General features: G+C 40.2%; 19 protein-coding genes. 11 read left to right on the plus strand and 8 right to left on the minus strand.

The window, feature by feature from the left end:
- Nucleotides 1-4: 4 nt before the first annotated feature.
- Nucleotides 5-979, minus strand: a complete 975-nt coding sequence (locus tag FIM66_RS07240) for an NAD(P)-binding domain-containing protein (RefSeq protein ID WP_140500328.1) — start codon at nt 977-979, stop codon at nt 5-7.
- Nucleotides 980-1,002: 23 nt separating this feature from the next.
- A complete protein-coding gene (ccoS, locus tag FIM66_RS07245) occupies nt 1,003-1,194 on the minus strand; it encodes a cbb3-type cytochrome oxidase assembly protein CcoS (RefSeq protein WP_108529096.1) in 192 nt (63 codons plus the stop codon).
- A gap of 124 nt (nt 1,195-1,318) precedes the next feature.
- Between ccoS and FIM66_RS07250 the strand changes: the two genes are divergently transcribed.
- From FIM66_RS07250 to ybeY, 3 genes are all read left to right on the plus strand, one after another.
- Nucleotides 1,319-1,900 (plus strand): DedA family protein, encoded by a 582-nt coding sequence (locus FIM66_RS07250; protein WP_140600317.1) that lies wholly within the window; start codon nt 1,319-1,321, stop codon nt 1,898-1,900.
- Nucleotides 1,901-1,991: 91 nt separating this feature from the next.
- Nucleotides 1,992-2,486 (plus strand): flavodoxin, encoded by a 495-nt coding sequence (locus FIM66_RS07255; RefSeq protein WP_140600318.1) that lies wholly within the window; start codon nt 1,992-1,994, stop codon nt 2,484-2,486.
- Nucleotides 2,487-2,539: 53 nt separating this feature from the next.
- Nucleotides 2,540-2,962 (plus strand): rRNA maturation RNase YbeY, encoded by a 423-nt coding sequence (gene ybeY, locus FIM66_RS07260; RefSeq protein WP_140500327.1) that lies wholly within the window; start codon nt 2,540-2,542, stop codon nt 2,960-2,962.
- Between the two features lie 56 nt (nt 2,963-3,018).
- On the opposite strand, the gene fic is transcribed toward ybeY, so the two are convergent.
- The 6 genes from fic to fliW form a co-directional block, all read right to left on the minus strand.
- Nucleotides 3,019-3,552: a protein adenylyltransferase Fic gene (fic, locus tag FIM66_RS07265; protein WP_140479368.1), complete on the minus strand. Its 534-nt coding sequence runs from the start codon at nt 3,550-3,552 to the stop codon at nt 3,019-3,021.
- 5 nt (nt 3,553-3,557) lie between these two features.
- Entirely contained in the window at nt 3,558-4,352 is a 795-nt protein-coding gene (gene proC / locus FIM66_RS07270; protein ID WP_140493405.1) for a pyrroline-5-carboxylate reductase, read from the minus strand.
- A 13-nt stretch (nt 4,353-4,365) separates the two neighbouring features.
- Nucleotides 4,366-8,043 (minus strand): Hop family outer membrane protein HopL, encoded by a 3,678-nt coding sequence (gene hopL, locus FIM66_RS07275; RefSeq protein WP_140600319.1) that lies wholly within the window; start codon nt 8,041-8,043, stop codon nt 4,366-4,368.
- A 22-nt stretch (nt 8,044-8,065) separates the two neighbouring features.
- Nucleotides 8,066-10,168: a Hop family outer membrane protein HopI gene (gene hopI, locus FIM66_RS07280; RefSeq protein ID WP_140600320.1), complete on the minus strand. Its 2,103-nt coding sequence runs from the start codon at nt 10,166-10,168 to the stop codon at nt 8,066-8,068.
- Nucleotides 10,169-10,275: 107 nt separating this feature from the next.
- Nucleotides 10,276-11,337 (minus strand): undecaprenyldiphospho-muramoylpentapeptide beta-N-acetylglucosaminyltransferase, encoded by a 1,062-nt coding sequence (murG, locus tag FIM66_RS07285; protein ID WP_140600321.1) that lies wholly within the window; start codon nt 11,335-11,337, stop codon nt 10,276-10,278.
- 11 nt (nt 11,338-11,348) lie between these two features.
- Complete coding sequence (gene fliW, locus FIM66_RS07290) at nt 11,349-11,756, minus strand: flagellar assembly protein FliW (RefSeq protein ID WP_001105851.1); 408 nt, start codon at nt 11,754-11,756, stop codon at nt 11,349-11,351.
- Nucleotides 11,757-11,893: 137 nt separating this feature from the next.
- Between fliW and valS the strand changes: the two genes are divergently transcribed.
- The 8 genes from valS to FIM66_RS07330 all read left to right on the plus strand — a co-directional run bounded on the left by valS (nt 11,894) and on the right by FIM66_RS07330 (nt 19,557).
- Entirely contained in the window at nt 11,894-14,512 is a 2,619-nt protein-coding gene (valS, locus tag FIM66_RS07295) for a valine--tRNA ligase (RefSeq protein WP_194149272.1), read from the plus strand.
- A 14-nt stretch (nt 14,513-14,526) separates the two neighbouring features.
- Complete coding sequence (gene ffh, locus FIM66_RS07300) at nt 14,527-15,873, plus strand: signal recognition particle protein (RefSeq protein WP_140600323.1); 1,347 nt, start codon at nt 14,527-14,529, stop codon at nt 15,871-15,873.
- Nucleotides 15,874-15,946: 73 nt separating this feature from the next.
- Nucleotides 15,947-16,177 carry a 30S ribosomal protein S16 gene (gene rpsP, locus FIM66_RS07305; protein ID WP_000216132.1) on the plus strand — a complete coding sequence of 77 codons (231 nt, stop codon included), beginning with the start codon at nt 15,947-15,949 and terminating at the stop codon, nt 16,175-16,177.
- 16 nt (nt 16,178-16,193) lie between these two features.
- On the plus strand, nt 16,194-16,547 hold the full coding sequence (locus FIM66_RS07310) for a KH domain-containing protein (protein WP_001208539.1): 354 nt from the start codon (nt 16,194-16,196) through the stop codon (nt 16,545-16,547).
- Between the two features lie 9 nt (nt 16,548-16,556).
- Complete coding sequence (rimM, locus tag FIM66_RS07315) at nt 16,557-17,102, plus strand: ribosome maturation factor RimM (protein ID WP_162979280.1); 546 nt, start codon at nt 16,557-16,559, stop codon at nt 17,100-17,102.
- Nucleotides 17,103-17,792 (plus strand): tRNA (guanosine(37)-N1)-methyltransferase TrmD, encoded by a 690-nt coding sequence (gene trmD, locus FIM66_RS07320; protein ID WP_000672893.1) that lies wholly within the window; start codon nt 17,103-17,105, stop codon nt 17,790-17,792.
- Nucleotides 17,793-17,813: 21 nt separating this feature from the next.
- On the plus strand, nt 17,814-18,170 hold the full coding sequence (gene rplS / locus FIM66_RS07325; protein ID WP_108299594.1) for a 50S ribosomal protein L19: 357 nt from the start codon (nt 17,814-17,816) through the stop codon (nt 18,168-18,170).
- 598 nt (nt 18,171-18,768) lie between these two features.
- Entirely contained in the window at nt 18,769-19,557 is a 789-nt protein-coding gene (locus tag FIM66_RS07330) for an NYN domain-containing protein (protein WP_140479348.1), read from the plus strand.
- Nucleotides 19,558-19,922 lie beyond the last annotated feature (365 nt).

The following is a 19,922-nucleotide window of genomic DNA, read 5'->3' on the forward strand; positions in this document are numbered from 1 at the left end:
GGCTTTAAGAGTGCAACCTTTTAGCGATTTCTTGCGCAACATCATAGCCATGATTGAGTGCGGTAGCGATGCTCGCTCCTGATTTGAATAAAATATCGCCCACGATGAACAAATTAGGGATATTGTTGCTCTCTAAATTTTCTTTCACTACAGGGATATTGGTGCTAGGATCTAATTCCAAAGAACAGCGTTTAAAAAACTCTAAAGGGGTAGAGCCTCCGATCGCATACAGCAAGCGATCAAAACTCTCGCTCGTGTTATCGGTGAAATTAACCTTAATTTGAGTGTTATCTTCTTCTAAGCTTTCAATATCCACTCCAAGCTTGCTTTTAAGCGTGTTATTGCCTAGGACTTCTTGCAAGTTTTTAGCGTTGTCTTCATTGATGCGGCTGAATTCTTTTTTGCGGTAATTGAGGGTGGTAGGGGTGGTTTTACACAAAGCAATGGCGTATTCCACCGCTGAGTTGCCTCCGCCGATCACAAGGGTTTTTTCATTTTCCTTACAATCATTGATGCTAAAAACCACTTGTTTGGAGAGCGCAACAGAGATTTTATAAGCAGTAGGGCGGTTTGGCTGGCCCATTTTCCCGATCGCAACCACCACGAATTTAGCCTGATAGGTTGTATTAGAAGTGGTGGTAACTTTAAACAGCTCGCCCTCTTTTTTCACGCTTTCAATATCGGTTTTATAGCTTGGCGTGATATGATGCTCTTTTAAAAGGTTAGTGAAATTCTCTAAAGTCTCTTCTTTAAAGCTGTCTTTAAAAGGGATATGCCCCTTAAGCTCTACGACTTGCTTTTTATAATCTTTATCAATCCTTTTACCGGCTTTATAAAACTTTTCCAACATGCCTGAATGGCTTTCGGTTTTTTCGCATAAAAGCACTTTTTTAACGCCGGCTATTTCGCATTCTACGGCCGTGGCAATGCCCCCAGGCCCTGCGCCCACTACCAACACGTCTAAAATTTCTTGGCTCATTCCTATCCTTTTATTTTAATTTTTTAATTCTCTTGGCGTTTTTCTTGTGAAATCGCTTCGTTCAAATCGCTCGCGCTATCATACAACACGCTTTCAAGCATGCGTTTTTCATCGTCAAACTGACCGCTTTTAACCCCCCATAAAAACGCTATTAAGCCTACCAATCCCATAAGCACTGAGACAACTAACATGATGGTTAAAATTTCTGTATTCATCTCTATATCTTTTAGGTTATTAAGATAATGCTGTCATTATACTAAAAGATAGCGTTTAAATCACTAACAGGTTGAATAAGTTTGGATAACATGAAAATAAAAACGAAATCAAAAGAGGGTTTGAATGCAAGAAGCGTTGTTGCGTTTTCAAGAGGGTTTTAAGGAGTGGGGTTATCTTATTTTATTTTTATATTCTTTAGGGGGTGGGTATGTGGGGATTGTCATCGCTTCTATTTTGAGCGCTACCACGCACGCTTTGGATATAAAAATAACCATTCTTGTCGCTTTTTTAGGGAATTTAATAGGGAGTGGGGCTCTTGTAATCTTTGCCCGCTATCAAAAAAGAGAGTTTTTAAAGTATTTTCATAAGCATAGAAGAAAGCTTGCTTTGGCGAGTTTGTGGGTGAAACGCTACGCTTTTTTAATGATTTTTGTCAATAAATATTTGTATGGGATTAAAAGCGTTGTGCCTTTGGCAATTGGTTTTAGCAAATACCCTTTAAAAAGATTTTTATGGCTTAATGTTTTTTCCAGTTTTTTGTGGGCGTTAATCGTGGGGAGCGTTTCTTTTCAAGCGAGCGATTGGGTGAAAACGCTGTATGAAAGGCTTTCTCATTACACTTCGTTTTTTGTCATAAGTTTTGTTCTTATAGCGCTTTTAATATGGTTTTTGTTGAAACGATATTCGCACAAAATGGGTTTTTAAGCAAGATGTTTAATTAAATGCGCTAGACTACGCCCACAAGCATTCGCATAAAGTGGGTGCGTTAATATCTTTAAACACAAGGATTGAGAACATGGGAAAAATTGGTATCTTTTTTGGGACAGACAGCGGGAACGCTGAAGCTATCGCTGAAAAAATCAGCAAGGCTATTGGTAATGCTGAAGTGATTGATGTGGCTAAAGCTTCTAAAGAGCAATTCAATAGCTTTACAAAGGTTATTTTAGTCGCTCCAACAGTTGGTGCGGGCGATTTGCAAACAGATTGGGAAGACTTTTTAGGCACGCTAGAATCGAGCGATTTTGCGGATAAAACCATTGGGCTTGTAGGCTTGGGCGATCAAGACACTTACAGCGAAACTTTTGCGGAGGGCATTTTCCACATTTATGAAAAAGCTAAAGCCGGTAAAGTGGTAGGGCAAACTTCAACCGATGGTTATCATTTTGAAGCGTCTAAAGCGGTAGAAAGCGGTAAATTCGTGGGTCTTGTGATTGATGAAGACAATCAAGATGATCTCACTGATGAGAGGATTTCAAAATGGGTAGAACAAGTTAAAGGTTCTTTCGCTTAATCTTTATAAGCCCTAAATTTTAGGGCTTTTTTAAACTTCTTTTTATATCTTTAATGCTAGAAATAGACAACCAAACCCCACTAGAATCAGACTTTTTATTATTAGAAAAAATCGCAAATGTTTTAGCCCCCACTCAAATCATTGAGCTTGTTTTAGTGAGCGATGAAACCATGCGAGAAATCAATAGGGATTTAAGGGGTTGCGATTATGCTACCGATGTTTTGAGCTTCCCTTTAGAGGTTGTTCCTCACACCCCTTTAGGGAGCGTGGTCATTAATGCACCATTAGCTCAAACTAACGCCCTGAAATTAGGGCATAGCTTAGAAGATGAGATCGCTCTTTTATTCATTCATGGGGTGTTGCACTTGTTAGGCTATGACCATGAAAAAGATAAGGGCGAACAACGCCAAAAAGAGAGCGAACTCATTAAAGCTTTTAACTTGCCTTTGAGTTTGATTGAACGCACACAGGATTAGTTTTAGATCTTCTCTAACGCTGACAAATAAAGCTTTTAATTTTTAAGAATGGAATTTTAAAGCCCTTCATAATAATACGACTGCGTGATGCCTTTAATGAAAGTTAAGGGATCGTTAATATTAGAACTCAAATGCTTTTTTAAAAGCGTTTTGATTTCCAAATCATTCACAGGACTCCTTTCCATTGCGCTCAAATAAGCGGCTTTATCAATCCTATCCCAAAGCACGATTTTTTTCAATTCCTTTTTAAGCAACAAATCAAGCCATATTCTAGTCGCTCTGCCATTACCCTCCAAAAAAGGGTGGGCGATATTCATTTCCACATATTTTTCTATGATTTGATTGAAATTGCTTTGCGGCATGCTCTCAATTCTGGGTAAAATCAAATCCAAATACAAGCAGTTAGCGAACCTGAAATTCCCTTTAGAGATATTTTTATCCCTGATTTTCCCGGCAAATTCATACAGCCCTTCAAATAAAAACCGATGGATTTCTTGCAAGCCATTGATTGTGCCTACTTCTATGGTGTCAATCAGACCGCTTTGGATCAAATGCTTGGCTTTTTCTAAACTCTGCCTATCTAAATGCATCGCGTTTATTTTTTAAAAGTGTAATTTTTAGAGGTGCATTTTTTCACGCTCTTTTGGCATGCTTTGATAAACGCTCCTCTAACCCCCTTTTTTTCTAAAACGCTCAAGCCTTCAATCGTTGCGCCTTTAGGGGTGCAAATTTGCTCTATAATCATCTCGGGGCGTTCCTTTTCTAACAGCTTGGCAAAGCCTTTAAAACTCATTTTCACCAATTCTAAAGAATCTCTAGCGTTCAAGCCCTCTCTAATACCGGCATCTTTCAAACTGCTCGCTACCAAGCTTAAAAACGCAAGCGCGCTTCCGTTTGTCGCTACGCTGGCATCCACCAACTCTTCATTGCCCACTCGCACGCAATTCCCAAAACTCTCAATAACACTCAAAGCCTTTTGGCTTATTAAGGGCATGGGTGATTTTTCGCACACCGCCGTAGAAGAAAGGGTGAACTTGCTCGCAATATTGGGCATGCATTTTAAGTAATGTAAAGAATTTATCGCATTACTTAAAGCTTCAAAACCCACGCCGGCTAGTGCACTCAAAACGCTTTGAGCTTGCCCTTGATAATTAAAATCCTTAAGGTTATAAGGCTTAAAAAGTAAAAACACGAATTTTTGGTGTATATCAATGGCGTTTTTGTAAGGCACGATTTGAGCTTGAATGTTTTTTTCTTGTAAAAAGGGGGCGATTTTTTCAGGGTTTCGCCCGGTAATTTCTAAAATAAAACGCTTGGATAAAGTTTCATGAGCGCCTTCTAAAATCGCTTGAGCCATATTCCCATAGCCGATGAATTGTAAGATTTCCATGACGCACCTTTTTTTAAAACCCCATGATGTAATTGATATAGAAAGTATAAAGCCTCCTATAACTCACATCAGCCCCGGCGCTATTCAAATACGCTTGATTGATGAGAGGCACTTTGATCCCAAATTCCACGCTCTTTTGGCTTATAACCCCTTGATTGTGGAATTTCTTGGCAAAACGCTTAAACTCCGCAAAGTTGGTGCGCACCCCAAAATTCAGCGCCACTTGAAAATTCGTTGAATGGATGTCATTAGCACTCCCCCAATTGTCAATGATTTGTTGCCTTAAAGAGCTAAGCCAGGTTGCACCGCCTAATTGGACCCCAGCAAATAGCCCGAAATTCAACGCTTTAGTGTTGTAAGTCCTCCTGAACAAGTTCCATAAAAAATCCGTGCCTACCCCATAAGCAAAGATATTCGCTTTCACGCTTTGATTGGCTAGGCCTATTTCACTAAAGCCGTAATCAAAGAAAAAATAATGCCTAAGGCCCAATTTTCTCGCTTTACCAAAGAAGTATTTATGGCCCAAATTAACCCCTAAGCCATTGCTCATGCCGTGTTGGGTGCTTTTAGCGGCCGCATACTGGCTTAAAACGGGTTGAGAGCCGTAGTTATTGGCTTGATTTTGCGCGTTTTGAACCTGATTTCTGGCGTTAATCATCGCATCAATGAGCTTTTGTTGCACCATAAAGAAGGTTTTATCCCCTAAAAGCTGCCGTAAGGTTTGCGAGAACGCTTGGATCGTGGTGGTGTTAGAAGTGATTTCTTGAAGCAGGGTTAAAATCGCATTAGGGCTAATATCGTTTTGCAAGGCTTGAAACCCTTGAGAAATAGCGCTCGTAATGGCTTGAAAAGCGCTTGTAAGACTAGTAGATACACTACTATCATTATTTTGGATAAACCCGGCAGTTTTAATGAATTCAGTGAGCAAATTGATTAAATTATTCGTATCGCTCACCCCATTGGTGGGGATTGCCCCTAAAAGGTTGATAAGCCCACCGGAGCAAGTAGAGCTAGTGCCACTACTACCATTACACAAATTACTGAGACTACTACTATTATTTTTTAACGCTTCAAAGAATTGTTTTAAGCCGTTTTCAACGCCTTTATTGTTCCCAGAGCTAGCGATAATGTTGGCTATTTTTTGAGCGTCATTATAGACTTTTTGCAAGCTATTATTTTCGTTAGTGGTGGCGGTGGTGGCGCTTTGTCGTTTGTTGGGTTCATAACAATTGCTCCCACTCGTCCCATTGCTCCCGCTATTGCATGGCGTATAGCCGTTATTACTGCCACTATTGCTACTACTATAAGTTCCCAACTTCCCATCGCTGGCGTCTGTGAGCATCTGGTAGGCTGTAGTGATTTGACTAGTGCCATTCCCACTGCCTGTGCCACTCGCACCATTGCCCCCATTAACCCCCTTAAGATTTGTGATGATTTGATTGAGCAAACCATTACTAGTGAGCGTGATTTGTTGGACATTGTAGGTGATGCTGTTCCCACCATTGTTCCCGCTTTGAGTTGTCGCTTGTGTTTGATACCCTAAAGCGCTTTGCAACCCGCTGTAATAAGCCTTAGAATCGGACCATTGCTGATAGCACCAATTTGTTGTGCCATTACCGCATGCGTTATTTGTGGTGCTCGTTGCCCCACTTGTTTGCTGGGTTTGTTGGCTTTGAGCGATTAAAGCGCTCATGTCTGTAGGCACTTGCTGGTTAATCGTATTGATGAGCTGGTAGAAATTCGCTCTCAATTGGATGCGTAAATCTTGGTTAGTGTTAAGTGTCATATCTTGCGACTGACTCCCATTAGTGTTATAAATCGCATTCACCCAAGCTTGGATATTACTTTCTTGGTTTTGAAAAGCACTTTGAATGCTTTGTTGGAAATTGCTGACATTTTGCAATACGGTGTTTAAAGCTCCCATTACCGTGCTGTTAGGAGATTGTGTGGCCGTCCCGCCGCTTTGAGCTAAATTGGTCGTTTTAGCTTCTTCTTCATTGTTCACCACCACCATCGCTTTCAGTTTGGAAGCGTTGCTTTTAGCTTGAGCGGTAGCACTAGTCCCATTAGTAGAGCTTAAAATATTTTGCAATTGGGCGTTCCCGCTGATGCTCAAACCCCCTGAAGAGCTATTGCATGAGTTTGTCTGCGTCCCATTAGCGCATAAGATATTGGCGTTTTTTTGCAAATTTTCTTCTGAAGTTTTTAAAGAGTTATAAACGCTCCACACTTGAGAGACAAGGTTAAAAGAATTCACGCCGATCTGCTCTTTGCCGTTGATGGTTTGGACTTTGGAGGTAGCGACTAAAGAATTGTCAAAACTATTTGTGGAACTTGTGGAACTTGTGGAGCTTGTGGCTGAGCATGAAATCCCGCCAGAAGTATCGCTAGAAAGGCTTCCGGTAGCAGTCATGCAATCATAGGCACTGATATTTTGCCCTTGAGCGTTGGTAACCGTGCCGATTTGGTAGTTATTGGAAGTGTTTTTGAGCAAGTTTTTAGGCTCGCTAAAACTGATCCAAGAAATTTGTTTTAAAGCGTTATTGTATTGTTCTATCGTGCTTTCATAGGCTTGGAAATTCAAAGCGTTGTGCAAGTTATTTAGGTTGTAAGTGGTGTTGTTGATCGCATTGTTGTCTAAAGTGTTGATAGCAACGCTTTGGAGTTTTTGAGCGATGACTTGGACTTGCTGGTTGGCTTGGTTGTTTGAAGTGGGGGTTGCGGCTAAAGGGGCTAAATTTTGGATGAATTGCTCCAAACACTGGATTTGATTAGTGCAACCATTGGGGTTATTTTGATTGTTAGCGCTTAATTCCCCTTGTAAGGTGTTCATTAAAAGGGTGTTGTTGTATTGTTGTTGGTTGTTGCTGTTTGAAGAAGTAGAGCCTAAAAGGGAATTAGTGGGATAAAATACGATTTGTCCCGGTGGGTTTAACACCACATGCGTTGAGGTTGTGGTGGGGAAAACCCCTACCCCTAAAGTGTTTAAAGCGTTAACAAGAGCACTCACATAAGCGGTATTATTGCTAGAAGCGTTCACCGCATCGGTTAGATTGGAGAGTAAGGATTGCGCGTAAGTGGTGCTAGTGGTTTTAGTGATGCTGTGTTCAATTTGTTGCAATAATTCTGTCATGGATTGCGCGGTGTTTTGGAGCTGGGCTTTGACTTCTTTGGCGTTGTTGCTGGGATTAAGGCTATTGATAGAGCTAATGATGTTAGAGCTTAGCGCGATGCCTTCATCAAACGCACTCTGGGTGTTGGAAAGGAGTTTGGCTGTGATTTGTGAAGAATGGGCTTTTAAAGGATCAGAGCTTCCTTTAAGCCCTATGATTTGCTGGGAAATGTTAGAGATTTGACGGCTAGAATAAAAGTCTTTTCTTTTGCCGATTTGATTTAAGATATTAGAAATGCCCTCTAATTGGTTGCCCACGGTGTTACTCACGCCATAGCCTAAAGCGTCAATGACGCTTTGAGAGCTCAAAGTGATTAAACCGGTAGTAGGCCCTGCAATATTAATCGCGCTTTGGGTGATGCTGTTGATGATGTTTTGATTTTCTAAAAGTTGTTTGTTATTGATAAATTGTTGCGTGCCACCGATTTGATAGCCTACAGACATATACCAGCCATTGTCTTCAGCTAAGAGGGAGCCAATTAAAAAGAATGGTATGAATTTTCTAGCTTTTTTTATCATATTTTTCCCTTATTTTGTTTAATCAAAAGCCTATGTTGTAGCCCACATAAAAACTAAAGGCTCTTCTATACTTCGCTGTAACGCCTTCGGATTGGTAATAGGTGTGATAAAGCACCGGTATTTTAAGGCCAAATTCTATCCCTTGAGAAAAACGGGATCTTTTTTGGTGAGCGATTTTGGAAAAATTAGTCCTTATGCCTAAATCAAAAAGGAGCTGGAAAGAAGTGTCCTTAGGCTTAAGATGGTTGCCATCCACTTGATCTAAAAAATTCGTTTTCCAGGTTTGCCCTGCAAGCTGGATGCCGGCAAAAAAACCGATATCTATCGCTTCAGTCCCCCTTTTTCTAGTAAAAACATTATAAAGAAAGTCTGTGCCTGCTCCATAGCTAGAGAGGGTGGCTTTCACTAAAGAAGATCCTGTGCCAAATTGAGCGTAACCAAAATCATAAAAACCATAATACCTAAGCCCAAACATGCGCTTTTTACCGAAGAATTGCTTATAGCCCATTTTCACGCCAAAGCCGTTCATGTTATTAGAATTAGAGTTATGCTCCAAAAAATTCCTAGCAAAGCCCATTTGATAGACTTGATTCACTTTAGTTTGCATTTCATCAATCACCCCACCAATCACTGCTTTAGAGCGATAAAGCCCATAAGCCATTAAAGTTTTTGCCGTGGGGGAATAGGGGCTAGATAAGATCTTGTCTATTTGCGCGGTGGTGGGGGCGTTTGTGGCTTGCTCTAGTTGGTTTATGATGACTTTTTGCTCTTGTTGGGCTTGTTGTGGGGTTAAATTATTTTGTGGGGTTTGATTATTAGATCCATTCAATTGCCCCCCATAATTAGGCAAGAAATTCAAACCTTTATTATTTAAATCCAAATAGGGGGCGACCCAATTGGTGATAAAATCCCCATACGCTACGGTGTTATTAAGCAAGCTTTCCCCATAGTTGATCGCATCTTGCATCTGGCTATAGCTTGAAGTGCCTGTCAGTTTAGCGGCTTTATTGGCGAAATTTTGCATGCCTGAAAAAATCATAGAAGCGGTGATGCCATTAGCGATAACGCTATCCGCTAAATAATAGACTGCCGAGCTAGGGTGGTAGGTGTATTGGCCATCGCCTGATCCCACCGTCGCTCCAGCGGGTAATTCTTTTAAGGGCGCTTGCGTGCCGTTAGCACTGCCGTTTTTGGTGTAATAACCCGGGCCGCTAAAGCTTTGGTAGCCTTGTTGGGAATCGTTACCATTAGGGGCTTTGTTGTAAGTGAAACCAAATTGCTTTTCATTGGCTAAGCCCCCTAAAATCCCTGCTTGCATTAAAGCCTGGAAGATGTTTTGGGCGTTTTTGGCGATAGAGTTAGCTTCATTAGTGGCGGTGCATTGGTTTTGAGTGCTGCAAATGGTTTGATTGTTATTGGCTGTGGCTAAGCCGTCTTGTAAAAGGTGTTGCAAGACTTCAGGGCTAAAACTTACAGAGCTGCCATTAGGGGTGCTAAAAGATTTATTCGTTAAGGTTTGGTTATACCAGAGCGTGGTTAAAGCGTTGGTAATATCATCGTTTAAAGCGTTCATGGTATTGGCTAGACCATCAGGTAGGGCAATAACAGTGCTTTGATTGCCAAATTTGACGTTAAAGACTTTGGCGTTAGAAAGATTTTCAGGGTTACGGATTAAAGTCTCGCCGATGAGTTGGGTGAGCTTGTTTAAATTATTGACCAGAGATTGCATATCAAAGGTGGCATTGACATTGCCTCTTGGGGGGTTGTTGCCTGTATCGCCATTTTGGGCGTTTTGTTGATAACCCCCCGCATAGAGCAAACATCTTTTAGAAGGATCAGGGCAGAGCATTTGCATTAAAACCCTCGTTTGTTGGCCCATCGCTTCTAAATAATAGGCTAAAGGCACTGCCGCAGATTCTAGAGCGATAGCGTTTTGGCGGATGTAGGTGGATGCGTCTTGACTGGCGTTAAGCCCTGAGTTATCCACCCTTTGAACGGCTAGAGAAGTTTGATAACTCACCCCCATAAAAAACCCGTCATCTTCTGCCGCTAAGGGATTGAGAAAAAATAAGAGGAGTAGGCTAGAATAGACAAGCCATTTTTTATTAAAAACAAAGTTTTGCAAGGGGTTATCCTTTTCTTTTTAAAAGATTTGAGCTATCCTAAATTTTATCTTATTTATCGCTTAAGTTTAATGGTTAGTCGCTTAATTGTTGATTAAAAAGGGCTATTTTAGGCACTTAAAATCGTTTCAATAATGGTTTTTGCGCCGTCTTTAGCGATTTTTTGTTGCAATTTAGCGCTGATAGTGGTGAGGTTTTTATTGCCTTGATCGTCTTTTTGGTTGAGCTTTCTGATGACTTCAAAGAGTTTTTTAGGCAATAATTCGTTTTGAGGCACGACATAGCATAAGTTTTCTTTTTCAAATTCTAAGACATTGTAATATTGGTGGTTATTGCTCGCAAAAGGGTAGGGGATAAAAATCGTGGGTAAGCCATTGGCGCACAATTCCCACACGCTGCTAGCACCCGCTCGGCTCACGCACAAATCCGCTCTATGCATGACTTCTATGATGTTGTTGTGGAAAGCGAACAATTCTACCTTGTCCAACAGCCCTAATTCCTGGTAAAAAAAGCGTATTCTTTCATGAGCGTCTGAGCCGCAAATATGCGTGATTTTAATCCCTTGTTTGGTGAGTTTAGGAGCGTTTAATAAAGCGAATTCATTGATCGCTTTTGCCCCTTGCGAACCGCCTAAAAATAAAATATGCTTGATTTCCGTGCGAGTCCTAGCCAAATCAAAAAAAGCGTTTTGCACGGGATAGGAGGTTAAAACATGATTTCCCTTATCTTTAAAAGCGTAGCTTGAAAACACCGCCTTAGCTTTAGGGGAAAGGTAGCGGTTAAGAGAGCCTTTGATCGCATTTTGCTCATGGATATAAAGGGGTATTTTATTGAGTAAGCTTGCAAAACTCGCCGGCCCTGCGCTAAACCCTCCCACGCTAATGGTGTGCGTGATCTGGTGTTTTTTTAAGATTTCTTTGGCCTTAAAAGCGGCTTTAGCTTGCAAGAATAAAGATCTTATTTTTTTAAAAAAGCTTTTATTGATCACGCCTTGCGTGTTGAAAAAATAGCGTTCGCTAAATAGAGGGCTGTTTTCAAACCATTCTCTATCTTGCCCATAAGTGGAGCCTAAATAAATCGCCTCTATGCCTTGCTTTTCTAATTCTATGGCTAAGGCTTTAGCGATAGAGAGATGCCCCCCTGTGCCTCCCCCTGTAAGAGCGAATTTCATGCTAAAAACCTTTAAGCTCGTTCTCTTTCTTGAATCACAAAGCTTTTTAAAGGATCTCTAAAGCCAAAATCCGGATAATCCATCATAGAAAGCGCCACTTGAGCGCCAAAGCCATTTTTGGAATTAAACACTAAGGGGGCTAAGAAATTAACCATAGAATCTTCTAAATTTTTTTGCAACACGACCACGCAATACACCTCCACTTTAGAATGAGAATCTAATTCTAGCAGTAATTCTATGTATTTGGGTATCACAAAGCTGTATTCCCGCAAACAATAAGGATTCACTAAGACCATATCCAACGCCATGGGGGAATTGGTTTGGCCAATTAATCGGCTGAATAAGGAATCAATTTTTTCCAAACGCACTTCGTTGATATGCTCAAATCCTAAAATAGGGGCTTTTAAAAAGTAATTCACTGGACTATCCTTTTTAATTTAAATGCTTTGTTGTATAATTTTGAAAAAATACGCAACAATTAAAAGCGTAAAAGCAAAAGGCGTTCCAAAATCCAACCATTTTTCAAGGAACGCTCTATTTTAGGATAATAATAATAATGAAACAAGAACCCACCACCTACCAACCCCAAGAGATAGAAAAAAAGATTTATGAAATTTGCTCTCACAGGGGGTATTTTGAAATTGATGGCAATGAAAAAATCCAAGAAAAAGGCAAACGATTTTGCTTGATGATGCCCCCTCCTAATGTGACCGGTATTTTACACATAGGGCATGCTTTGACCTTAAGCTTGCAAGATATTTTAGCGCGCTACAAACGCATGGACGGGTATAAGACTTTGTATCAGCCTGGACTAGATCACGCTGGCATTGCGACGCAAAATGTCGTGGAAAAGCAACTTTTAAGTCAAGGGATTAAAAAAGAAGATTTAGGGCGTGAAGAGTTCGTTCAAAAAGTGTGGGAATGGAAAGAAAAGAGCGGGGGAGCGATTTTAGAGCAAATGAAGCGTTTAGGCGTGAGCGCGGCCTTTTCTAGGACTCGTTTCACGATGGATAAGGGTTTGCAAAGAGCGGTCAAATTGGCGTTTTTGAAATGGTATGAACAAGGTCTCATCGTTCAAGATAACTACATGGTGAATTGGTGCACTAAAGATGGGGCGTTGAGCGATATTGAAGTGGAGTATGAAGAGCGTAAGGGGGCGTTGTATTATATTAGATATTATTTAGAAAATCAAAAAGATTATTTAGTGGTGGCTACCACACGCCCTGAAACTTTGTTTGGCGATAGCGCTCTAATGGTCAATCCTAACGATGAGAGGTATAAGCATTTGGTGGGGCAAAAAGCGATCCTGCCTTTAATCAATCGCACAATCCCTATTATCGCTGATGCACATGTGGAAATGGAGTTTGGCACAGGGTGTGTGAAGGTTACCCCTGGGCATGATTTTAACGATTACGAAGTGGGCAAACGCCACCATTTGGAAATGATTAAAATCTTTGATGAAAAGGGGATTTTAAACGCGCATTGCGGGGAGTTTGAAAATTTAGAACGATTAAAAGCCAGAGATAAGGTCGTAGAAAGATTAAAAGAAAACGCCCTATTGGAAAAAATAGAAGAACACACGCATCAAGTGGGGCATTGCTATCGTTGTCATAATGTGGTAGAGCCTTATGTGTCTAAGCAATGGTTTGTCAAGCCTGAAATCGCTCAAAATTCTATTGAAAAAATCCAACAAGGTTTAGTGCGATTCTACCCTTCTAATTGGATCAATAATTATAACGCTTGGATGAGGGAATTACGCCCTTGGTGTATCAGCAGGCAATTGTTTTGGGGGCATCAAATACCGGTGTTTACTTGCGAGAATAACCACCAGTTTGTAAGCCTAGACACCCCCTTAAGTTGCCCTACTTGTAAGAGTGAGAAACTAGATCAGGATAAAGATGTGCTAGACACATGGTTTAGTTCAGGGCTATGGGCGTTCTCTACTTTGGGGTGGGGGCAAGAAAAAAGCGGTTTGTTTAATGAAAACGATTTGAAAGATTTCTACCCTAACACCACGCTCATTACCGGGTTTGACATCCTCTTTTTTTGGGTGGCCAGAATGCTTTTTTGCAGCGAATCGCTTTTAGGCGAATTGCCCTTTAAAGATATTTACTTGCACGCCCTAGTCAGGGATGAAAAAGGTGAAAAAATGAGCAAATCTAAGGGTAATGTAATCGATCCTTTAGAGATGATAGAAAAATACGGCGCGGATAGCTTGCGTTTCACTTTGGCCAATTTGTGCGCTACGGGCAGGGACATTAAGCTTTCTACTGCACATTTAGAAAATAACAAGAATTTTGCCAACAAGATTTTCAATGCGGTGAGTTATTTGAAACTCAAACAAGAAGCTTTCAAAGACAGGGAGCATTTGAGTGAATACCAAACGCCTTTAGGGCGTTATGCCAAATCGCGCTTAAATTCAGTGACTAAAGAGGTTCGTAACGCTTTGGATAACTACCGCTTTAATGATGCGACTACTTTGTTATACCGCTTTTTGTGGGGGGAATTTTGCGATTGGTTCATTGAATTTTCTAAAGTGGAAAATGGAGCGATAGACGAATTAGGGAGCGTGTTAAAAGAGGCTTTAAAACTCTTGCACCCTTTCATGCCCTTTATCAGCGAGTCTTTATACCACAAACTCAGTAACACGGAACTAGAAAACACTGAATCTATCATGGTCATGCCTTACCCTAAAGATTTGGCGCAAGATGAAAAATTAGAGCATGAATTTGAAGTGATTAAAGATTGCATCGTGTCTTTAAGGCGTTTGAAAATCATGCTAGAAACCCCACCGATTGTTTTAAAAGAAGCGAGCGTGGGATTAAGGGAGAAAATAGAAAACACAGAGCGTTTGCAAACTTACGCCCAAAAATTAGCGAGATTAGAAAAAGTCAGCGTGATAGCTCTCAAGCCTTTAAAAAGCGTGAGCGATGTGGGGGAATTTTGCCAAACTCATGCGAATTTAGAAAACCTTGATTTAAGCCCGCTTGTTGCGCGTTTAAAAAAGCAGTTAGAAAAATTGGAAAAAGAAAAATTAAAACTCAATTTGCACAATGAAAATTTTGTCAAAAACGCGCCTAAAAGCGTGTTAGAAAAAGCGCAAGAGAGTTTAAAAACGCTTTTAGAAAAAGAAAGTAAAATTAAGCAAGAATTGGATTTGTTAGAACAACCATAATAAAAGGATAGAAAATGTTTCAAGCGTTAAGCGATGGGTTTAAAAACGCGCTCAATAAAATCCGCTTTCAAGATGATGAAAAAGCGCTAGATCGGGCGTTAGATGAATTGAAAAAAACGCTCTTAAAAAATGATGTGCATCATAAAGTGGCTAGGGAATTGCTCAAAAAAGTGGAAAGTCAAACCAAACTCAATGGCATTGGTAAGCAGCAATTTTTAGACGCTTTAGAAAAGAGCTTGTTAGAAATTTTAAGCGCTAAAGGGAGCAGTGGTTTTATTTTCGCTCAAACGCCCCCCACCGTGGTTTTAATGGCCGGTTTGCAAGGGAGCGGTAAGACAACCACCACCGCTAAACTCGCTCATTATTTAAAAACCAAAAATAAAAAAGTGCTTTTATGCGCATGCGATTTGCAACGCTTAGCGGCAGTGGAGCAATTAAAGGTTTTGGGCGAACAGGTGGGCGTGGAAGTGTTTTATGAAGAAAATAAAAGCGTGAAAGAAATCGCTAACAACGCTTTAAAAAGGGCTAAAGAAGCGCAATTTGATGTTTTACTCGTGGATAGCGCGGGGCGTTTAGCCATTGATAAAGAGCTTATGCAAGAATTAAAAGAAGTCAAAGAAGTCTTAAACCCCCATGAAGTGCTGTATGTCGCAGACGCGTTGAGTGGGCAAGATGGGGTCAAAAGCGCGAACACCTTTAATGAAGAAATAGGCGTGAGCGGGGTGGTGTTAAGCAAATTTGATAGCGATTCTAAAGGGGGTATCGCTTTAGGCATCGCTTACCAATTAGGCTTACCCTTGCGTTTTATTGGGAGTGGGGAAAAAATCCCTGATTTAGATGTGTTTGTGCCTGAAAGGATTGTGGGGCGTTTGATGGGGGCTGGAGATATTATCTCGCTCGCTGAAAAAACCGCTAGCGTTTTAAACCCTAATGAAGCCAAAGATTTGAGCAAAAAACTCAAAAAAGGGCAATTCACTTTCAACGATTTTTTAAACCAGATTGAAAAAGTGAAAAAATTAGGCTCTATGAGTTCTCTAATCTCTATGATTCCAGGTTTAGGGAATATGGCAAGCGCGTTAAAAGACACGGATTTAGAAAGCTCGTTAGAAGTGAAAAAAATCAAGGCCATGGTCAATTCCATGACCAAAAAAGAGCGAGAAAACCCCGAGATTTTAAACGGCAGCCGAAGAAAAAGGATCGCTTTAGGGAGCGGCTTAGAAGTGTCTGAAATCAATCGCATCATCAAACGCTTTGATCAAGCGAGCAAAATGGCGAAACGCTTAACCAATAAAAAGGGCATTAGCGATTTGATGAATCTAATGAGTCAGGCTAAAAATCAAACGCCCCCTAAAATGCGCTAACTTTTAAGCATGTTTTAGGTGCTTTTGTTGTATAATCTCAAATTTAATACGAATATTTTAGGAGATTTTTGTAATGACAGTCATTAGACTCACTCGCATCGGGAGAAAGAAAAAGCCTTTTTACAGAGTGGTGGTAACCGATTCCAGGAAAAGAAGAGACGGAGGTTGGATTGAATCCATTGGGTATTACAACCCTTTAAGCGAGCCTAAAGATGTTAAAATTGATAAGGAGCGCTTGAATTACTGGAAAGGCGTGGGGGCTAAAATGAGCGAGAGGGTGGAAAAACTTTCTCAAAAAGCCTAAGGTTTTGTGAGGCTAGATGCGCGAATTAGATCCTTTGAACACGCCTTTTTCTCAAGCTGAGTGTAAGGACTATTCGTATTGCGTGGCAACTTTTTTAGAAAAATATTTAAAAAAGGTTGTGTCTTTCCCGCAAGCTTTGAGCGTAGAGTACACGCTTTTAGAAGATAAAGTCAAGCAAATCACGATTTATACCCACCCATCAGACATGGGACATGTGATTGGCAAAGAGGGTAAAATGGTGAGCGCGATTAAGGCGTTCGTTTCAGGCGTGAAAGCCAAAGACGGGTTTTCTTATAAAATCGTTGTTTTTGCGAGTAATGATAAAAATGGTGATAAAAATCCCCATGTTTTAGGCGATCAAACGCCTTGAATTTTTTTCATGCTTTTAGTGGGTAGGATTGGTAAAAGCGTGGGGCTTAATGGGGGGCTAAGGCTTCATTTAGAGAGCGATTTTCCAGAGTGCTTAAAAAAGGGCGTTAAGGTGAGTGTCGCTCCATTGAACGCTTTCTCTTGTGCTTCTTCTTTTAAAGACTATGTGATCCATTCTTATGAACATGCCAAAAACCTGTTGTTTTTAGAAACTATCCACACGCCCGAAAAGGCTAAAGAGCTGACTAATTTAGGGCTTTTTATGAGCGAAGCAGAGAGCAAGAAACTCTGTGTTTTAAAAGAGGGCGAGTTTTTTTATTGCGATTTAGTAGGGCTTAGCGTGGTGGAAGAAAACGAGATTCTAGGAAAAGTCATAGAAATCCAAAGGATTTCTCAAACAGATTATTTCATGGTTGAAACCACGCTGAACTTGGTTGAAAAAGGTTTGGCTAAGATTTTTTTAATCCCTTATAGGGATTTTTATATCAAAGAAATCCTTTTGCAAGACAAAAAAATAACCACCCATAACGCTAAAACGCTTTTAGAGAATAGTTGAGTGAAATTCAGCGTTTTAACCCTTTTCCCGCAACTCATCTTGCCTTATTTTGAAGATTCTATTTTAAAAAGAGCGTTAGAAAAAAACCTTTTTGAATTAGAAGTGTTAAACCTTAGAGATTTTAGTGCTAATAAATATCAAAAAGCGGATCACACGCTCATTGGTGGGGGTGCGGGGCAAATTTTAGACCCTGAGATGATAGAAAACGCGCTCCATTCTGTTAAAAACCCTAAACACACGATTTTTTTAAGCGCGGTGGGCAAGCCTTTCAAGCAAATAGATGCGATGCGTTTGGCTCAAAAAAAGCATGTCGTTTTGGTGTGCGGGCGTTATGAGGGCTTTGATGAACGCTCTATTGAATTGGGTGCTGATGAGGTTTTTTGTATAGGCGATTTTATTTTAACAGGGGGCGAGCTTGGGGCGTTGTGCTTGATAGATAGTATCGCTCGCCACATTCAAGGGGTTTTGGGTAACGCCCAATCTTTAGAAAATGAGAGCTTTGAAAACCATTATTTGGAAGCCCCTAATTTCGCTAACGCTGTTTTTAAATCCAAAGAAATCAATAAAATCCCTGCTCCTTTAGAATATTCTAAAGGAAATCATGCTAAAATAAAGCAACTAAAGCTTGATTTGTCAAAATTAAGGACAAAATTTTACCGCCTTGATTTATTCAAACAGCACAAATCATGAAATTGACATTAAGGAAAACACATGAAAAACCGCTACATTCAGCAGTTTGAAGACGCTCAGTTAAAAGACAAGACCATGCTAGTATTTAAAGCCGGCGATACTTTGAGATTGGGTATTACCATTAAAGAAGGCGAAAAAACACGAACCCAGTATTTTGAAGGCGTGTGCATTGCGATTAGAGGCAATGGCGTGGATAAGACTTTTTGCGTGCGTAAAATAGGGGCTAACAATATCGGCGTGGAGAAAATTTTCCCTTTTTATAGCGAAAGTTTGGCGAGCGTTGAGGTGTTGCGCGTGGGTAGAGTGCGCCGCGCGAAGCTCTACTATTTGCGCGATAGGAGAGGTAAGGCAGCAAGGATTAAAGAAGTCCGCCATTAATTTCTGTTAAGATTCTTTTATCCATCATGCTGATGGGTGAAACGCTCTTTAGGGGTTGAAATCCGTTTTTTAACCGCTCCTCTTAAAATTAGCGTAAAACTTTTTAAATGGATTGGATTGGCTTGAAAAAGAGTTTTTTAATCCCTTTTTAGTTTTACCACCGACTTTTTTAAAACTCTAAACTCTTTTTAGCGTTGGCGTTCGTTTTTTTTCAAGGCAAAGCTTTGATCGCTTCTTTTCTAGCTTGCTATCTGTTAAACTGAATTTCTGGCTCTAATGGGGCGTTGGTTGTCAAATTTTAAAAAAGGTTAAAAAGCGTTTTTTACCATCAAAATACAAAAAGCCTGACGCAAGTTAAACGATAACTCCTTAAAAAAAACGATTGGGTTAGGGGATTTAAAGGGTTTGAAAGTATTAAAGCACGAAATATCCCCCTTTATTCTTAAGAAAGTTTTATTATAAAGTTTTTAAAAAATGAAAGGCTTTTGGTGTTTGTTTGATGAGAACAGAACCTTTATTTTATTTTAAAAAAAAAGCATGTTTAGATCCCCATGCTATACTCAACCCTTATGGCAAAATTCATATTTTGGGAGAAAGCATGGAAAAAACTGAAACCACGATTTTTGTGGATTGGGAAAATCTCATCGCCGATTTGAAAGCAATCCAAGAAACGGATGAGCGTTTAAAAGAGCCTAATTTTAATTTCAACAATCCCGAGCAACTCTTGGCGCTAATCGGTTCGTTTTTGGAGCCTGAAGAGGAATTGAAGCGGATCTATTTTTATGTATCTGAGCCTTTCACAGAAGTTGAACCTAGAATCAAGAGCAATAAAAAAGAAGAACTTGAGGAGTATAAAAAGAATAATTTTAAAGATTATGAGGAAAAAGTGAATAAATCAGGAATTATGCAATCTTTCAACCACAAGATCGCCCAACAAAATCAGGTGAAATTACGAGTCGGGCGAGTAAAGTTTAAACTCGTATCTGAGAACGAAAGCGAAGAAGTCTATAGCGTGGAAGCCAAAACTCACATACCGCATTTAGACTTGCGTCAAAAACAAGTTGATGCACTGTTGGCACATGATATTACCAAGCTGTATTACACCAAACAAGGAGGGTGTATTTTGCTGTTCAGCAAGGATACCGATTTTGTGCCTGTGTTAGAAGCCGCTTGGGAGAAAGGCTTTGAAGTCTTCATCGCCAACATTCAAGAAAGCCCCAATTCTGTCCCTTCAGACTTGAAAAAGTCTTGCAATGTGAGAGAACGCAGTGTCGCTGAAATTGTAGATAACTTGCCAAAAAATCAGTACACCCCCAAGAAAAAGAACTTTTCCCCCAACGAGCCTTTCAACAACCCGTTTAAAGACCAACTCTTTAAGAAGAACTAACGCATTTCCCCCACCAAGGGGACAAAAAAGCACCCAACTTAAAAGGGTTAGCTTAAGCGGATTTTTTCTAATCCATGATTTCACTTTTTGCTCTCTATTATGGAGTGATTTTTGAAAACGGAGATAAATTAGCACTTAATAGTGGTTTTATGGGGAATGCGTGCGTGTTTTTGGCGGTATTTAGATTTCTCAAAACCCGATCGTTTAAAAATTTTAACTTACTTTGTCAAAAATTTTTATAGTTTAAGCAAACCTTAAGCTTTCTATGACTATAATTTCATTTCCTTGTTTCAGCAAGGGCTTTTAAAAAGCCGCTTGATACCTTACAAGGATAGCTGATAAAGCAAACGATCTTTGAAAACTAA

This window comes from Helicobacter pylori (assembly GCF_006439795.1).
Classification (GTDB): Bacteria; Campylobacterota; Campylobacteria; order Campylobacterales; family Helicobacteraceae; genus Helicobacter; species Helicobacter pylori_CR.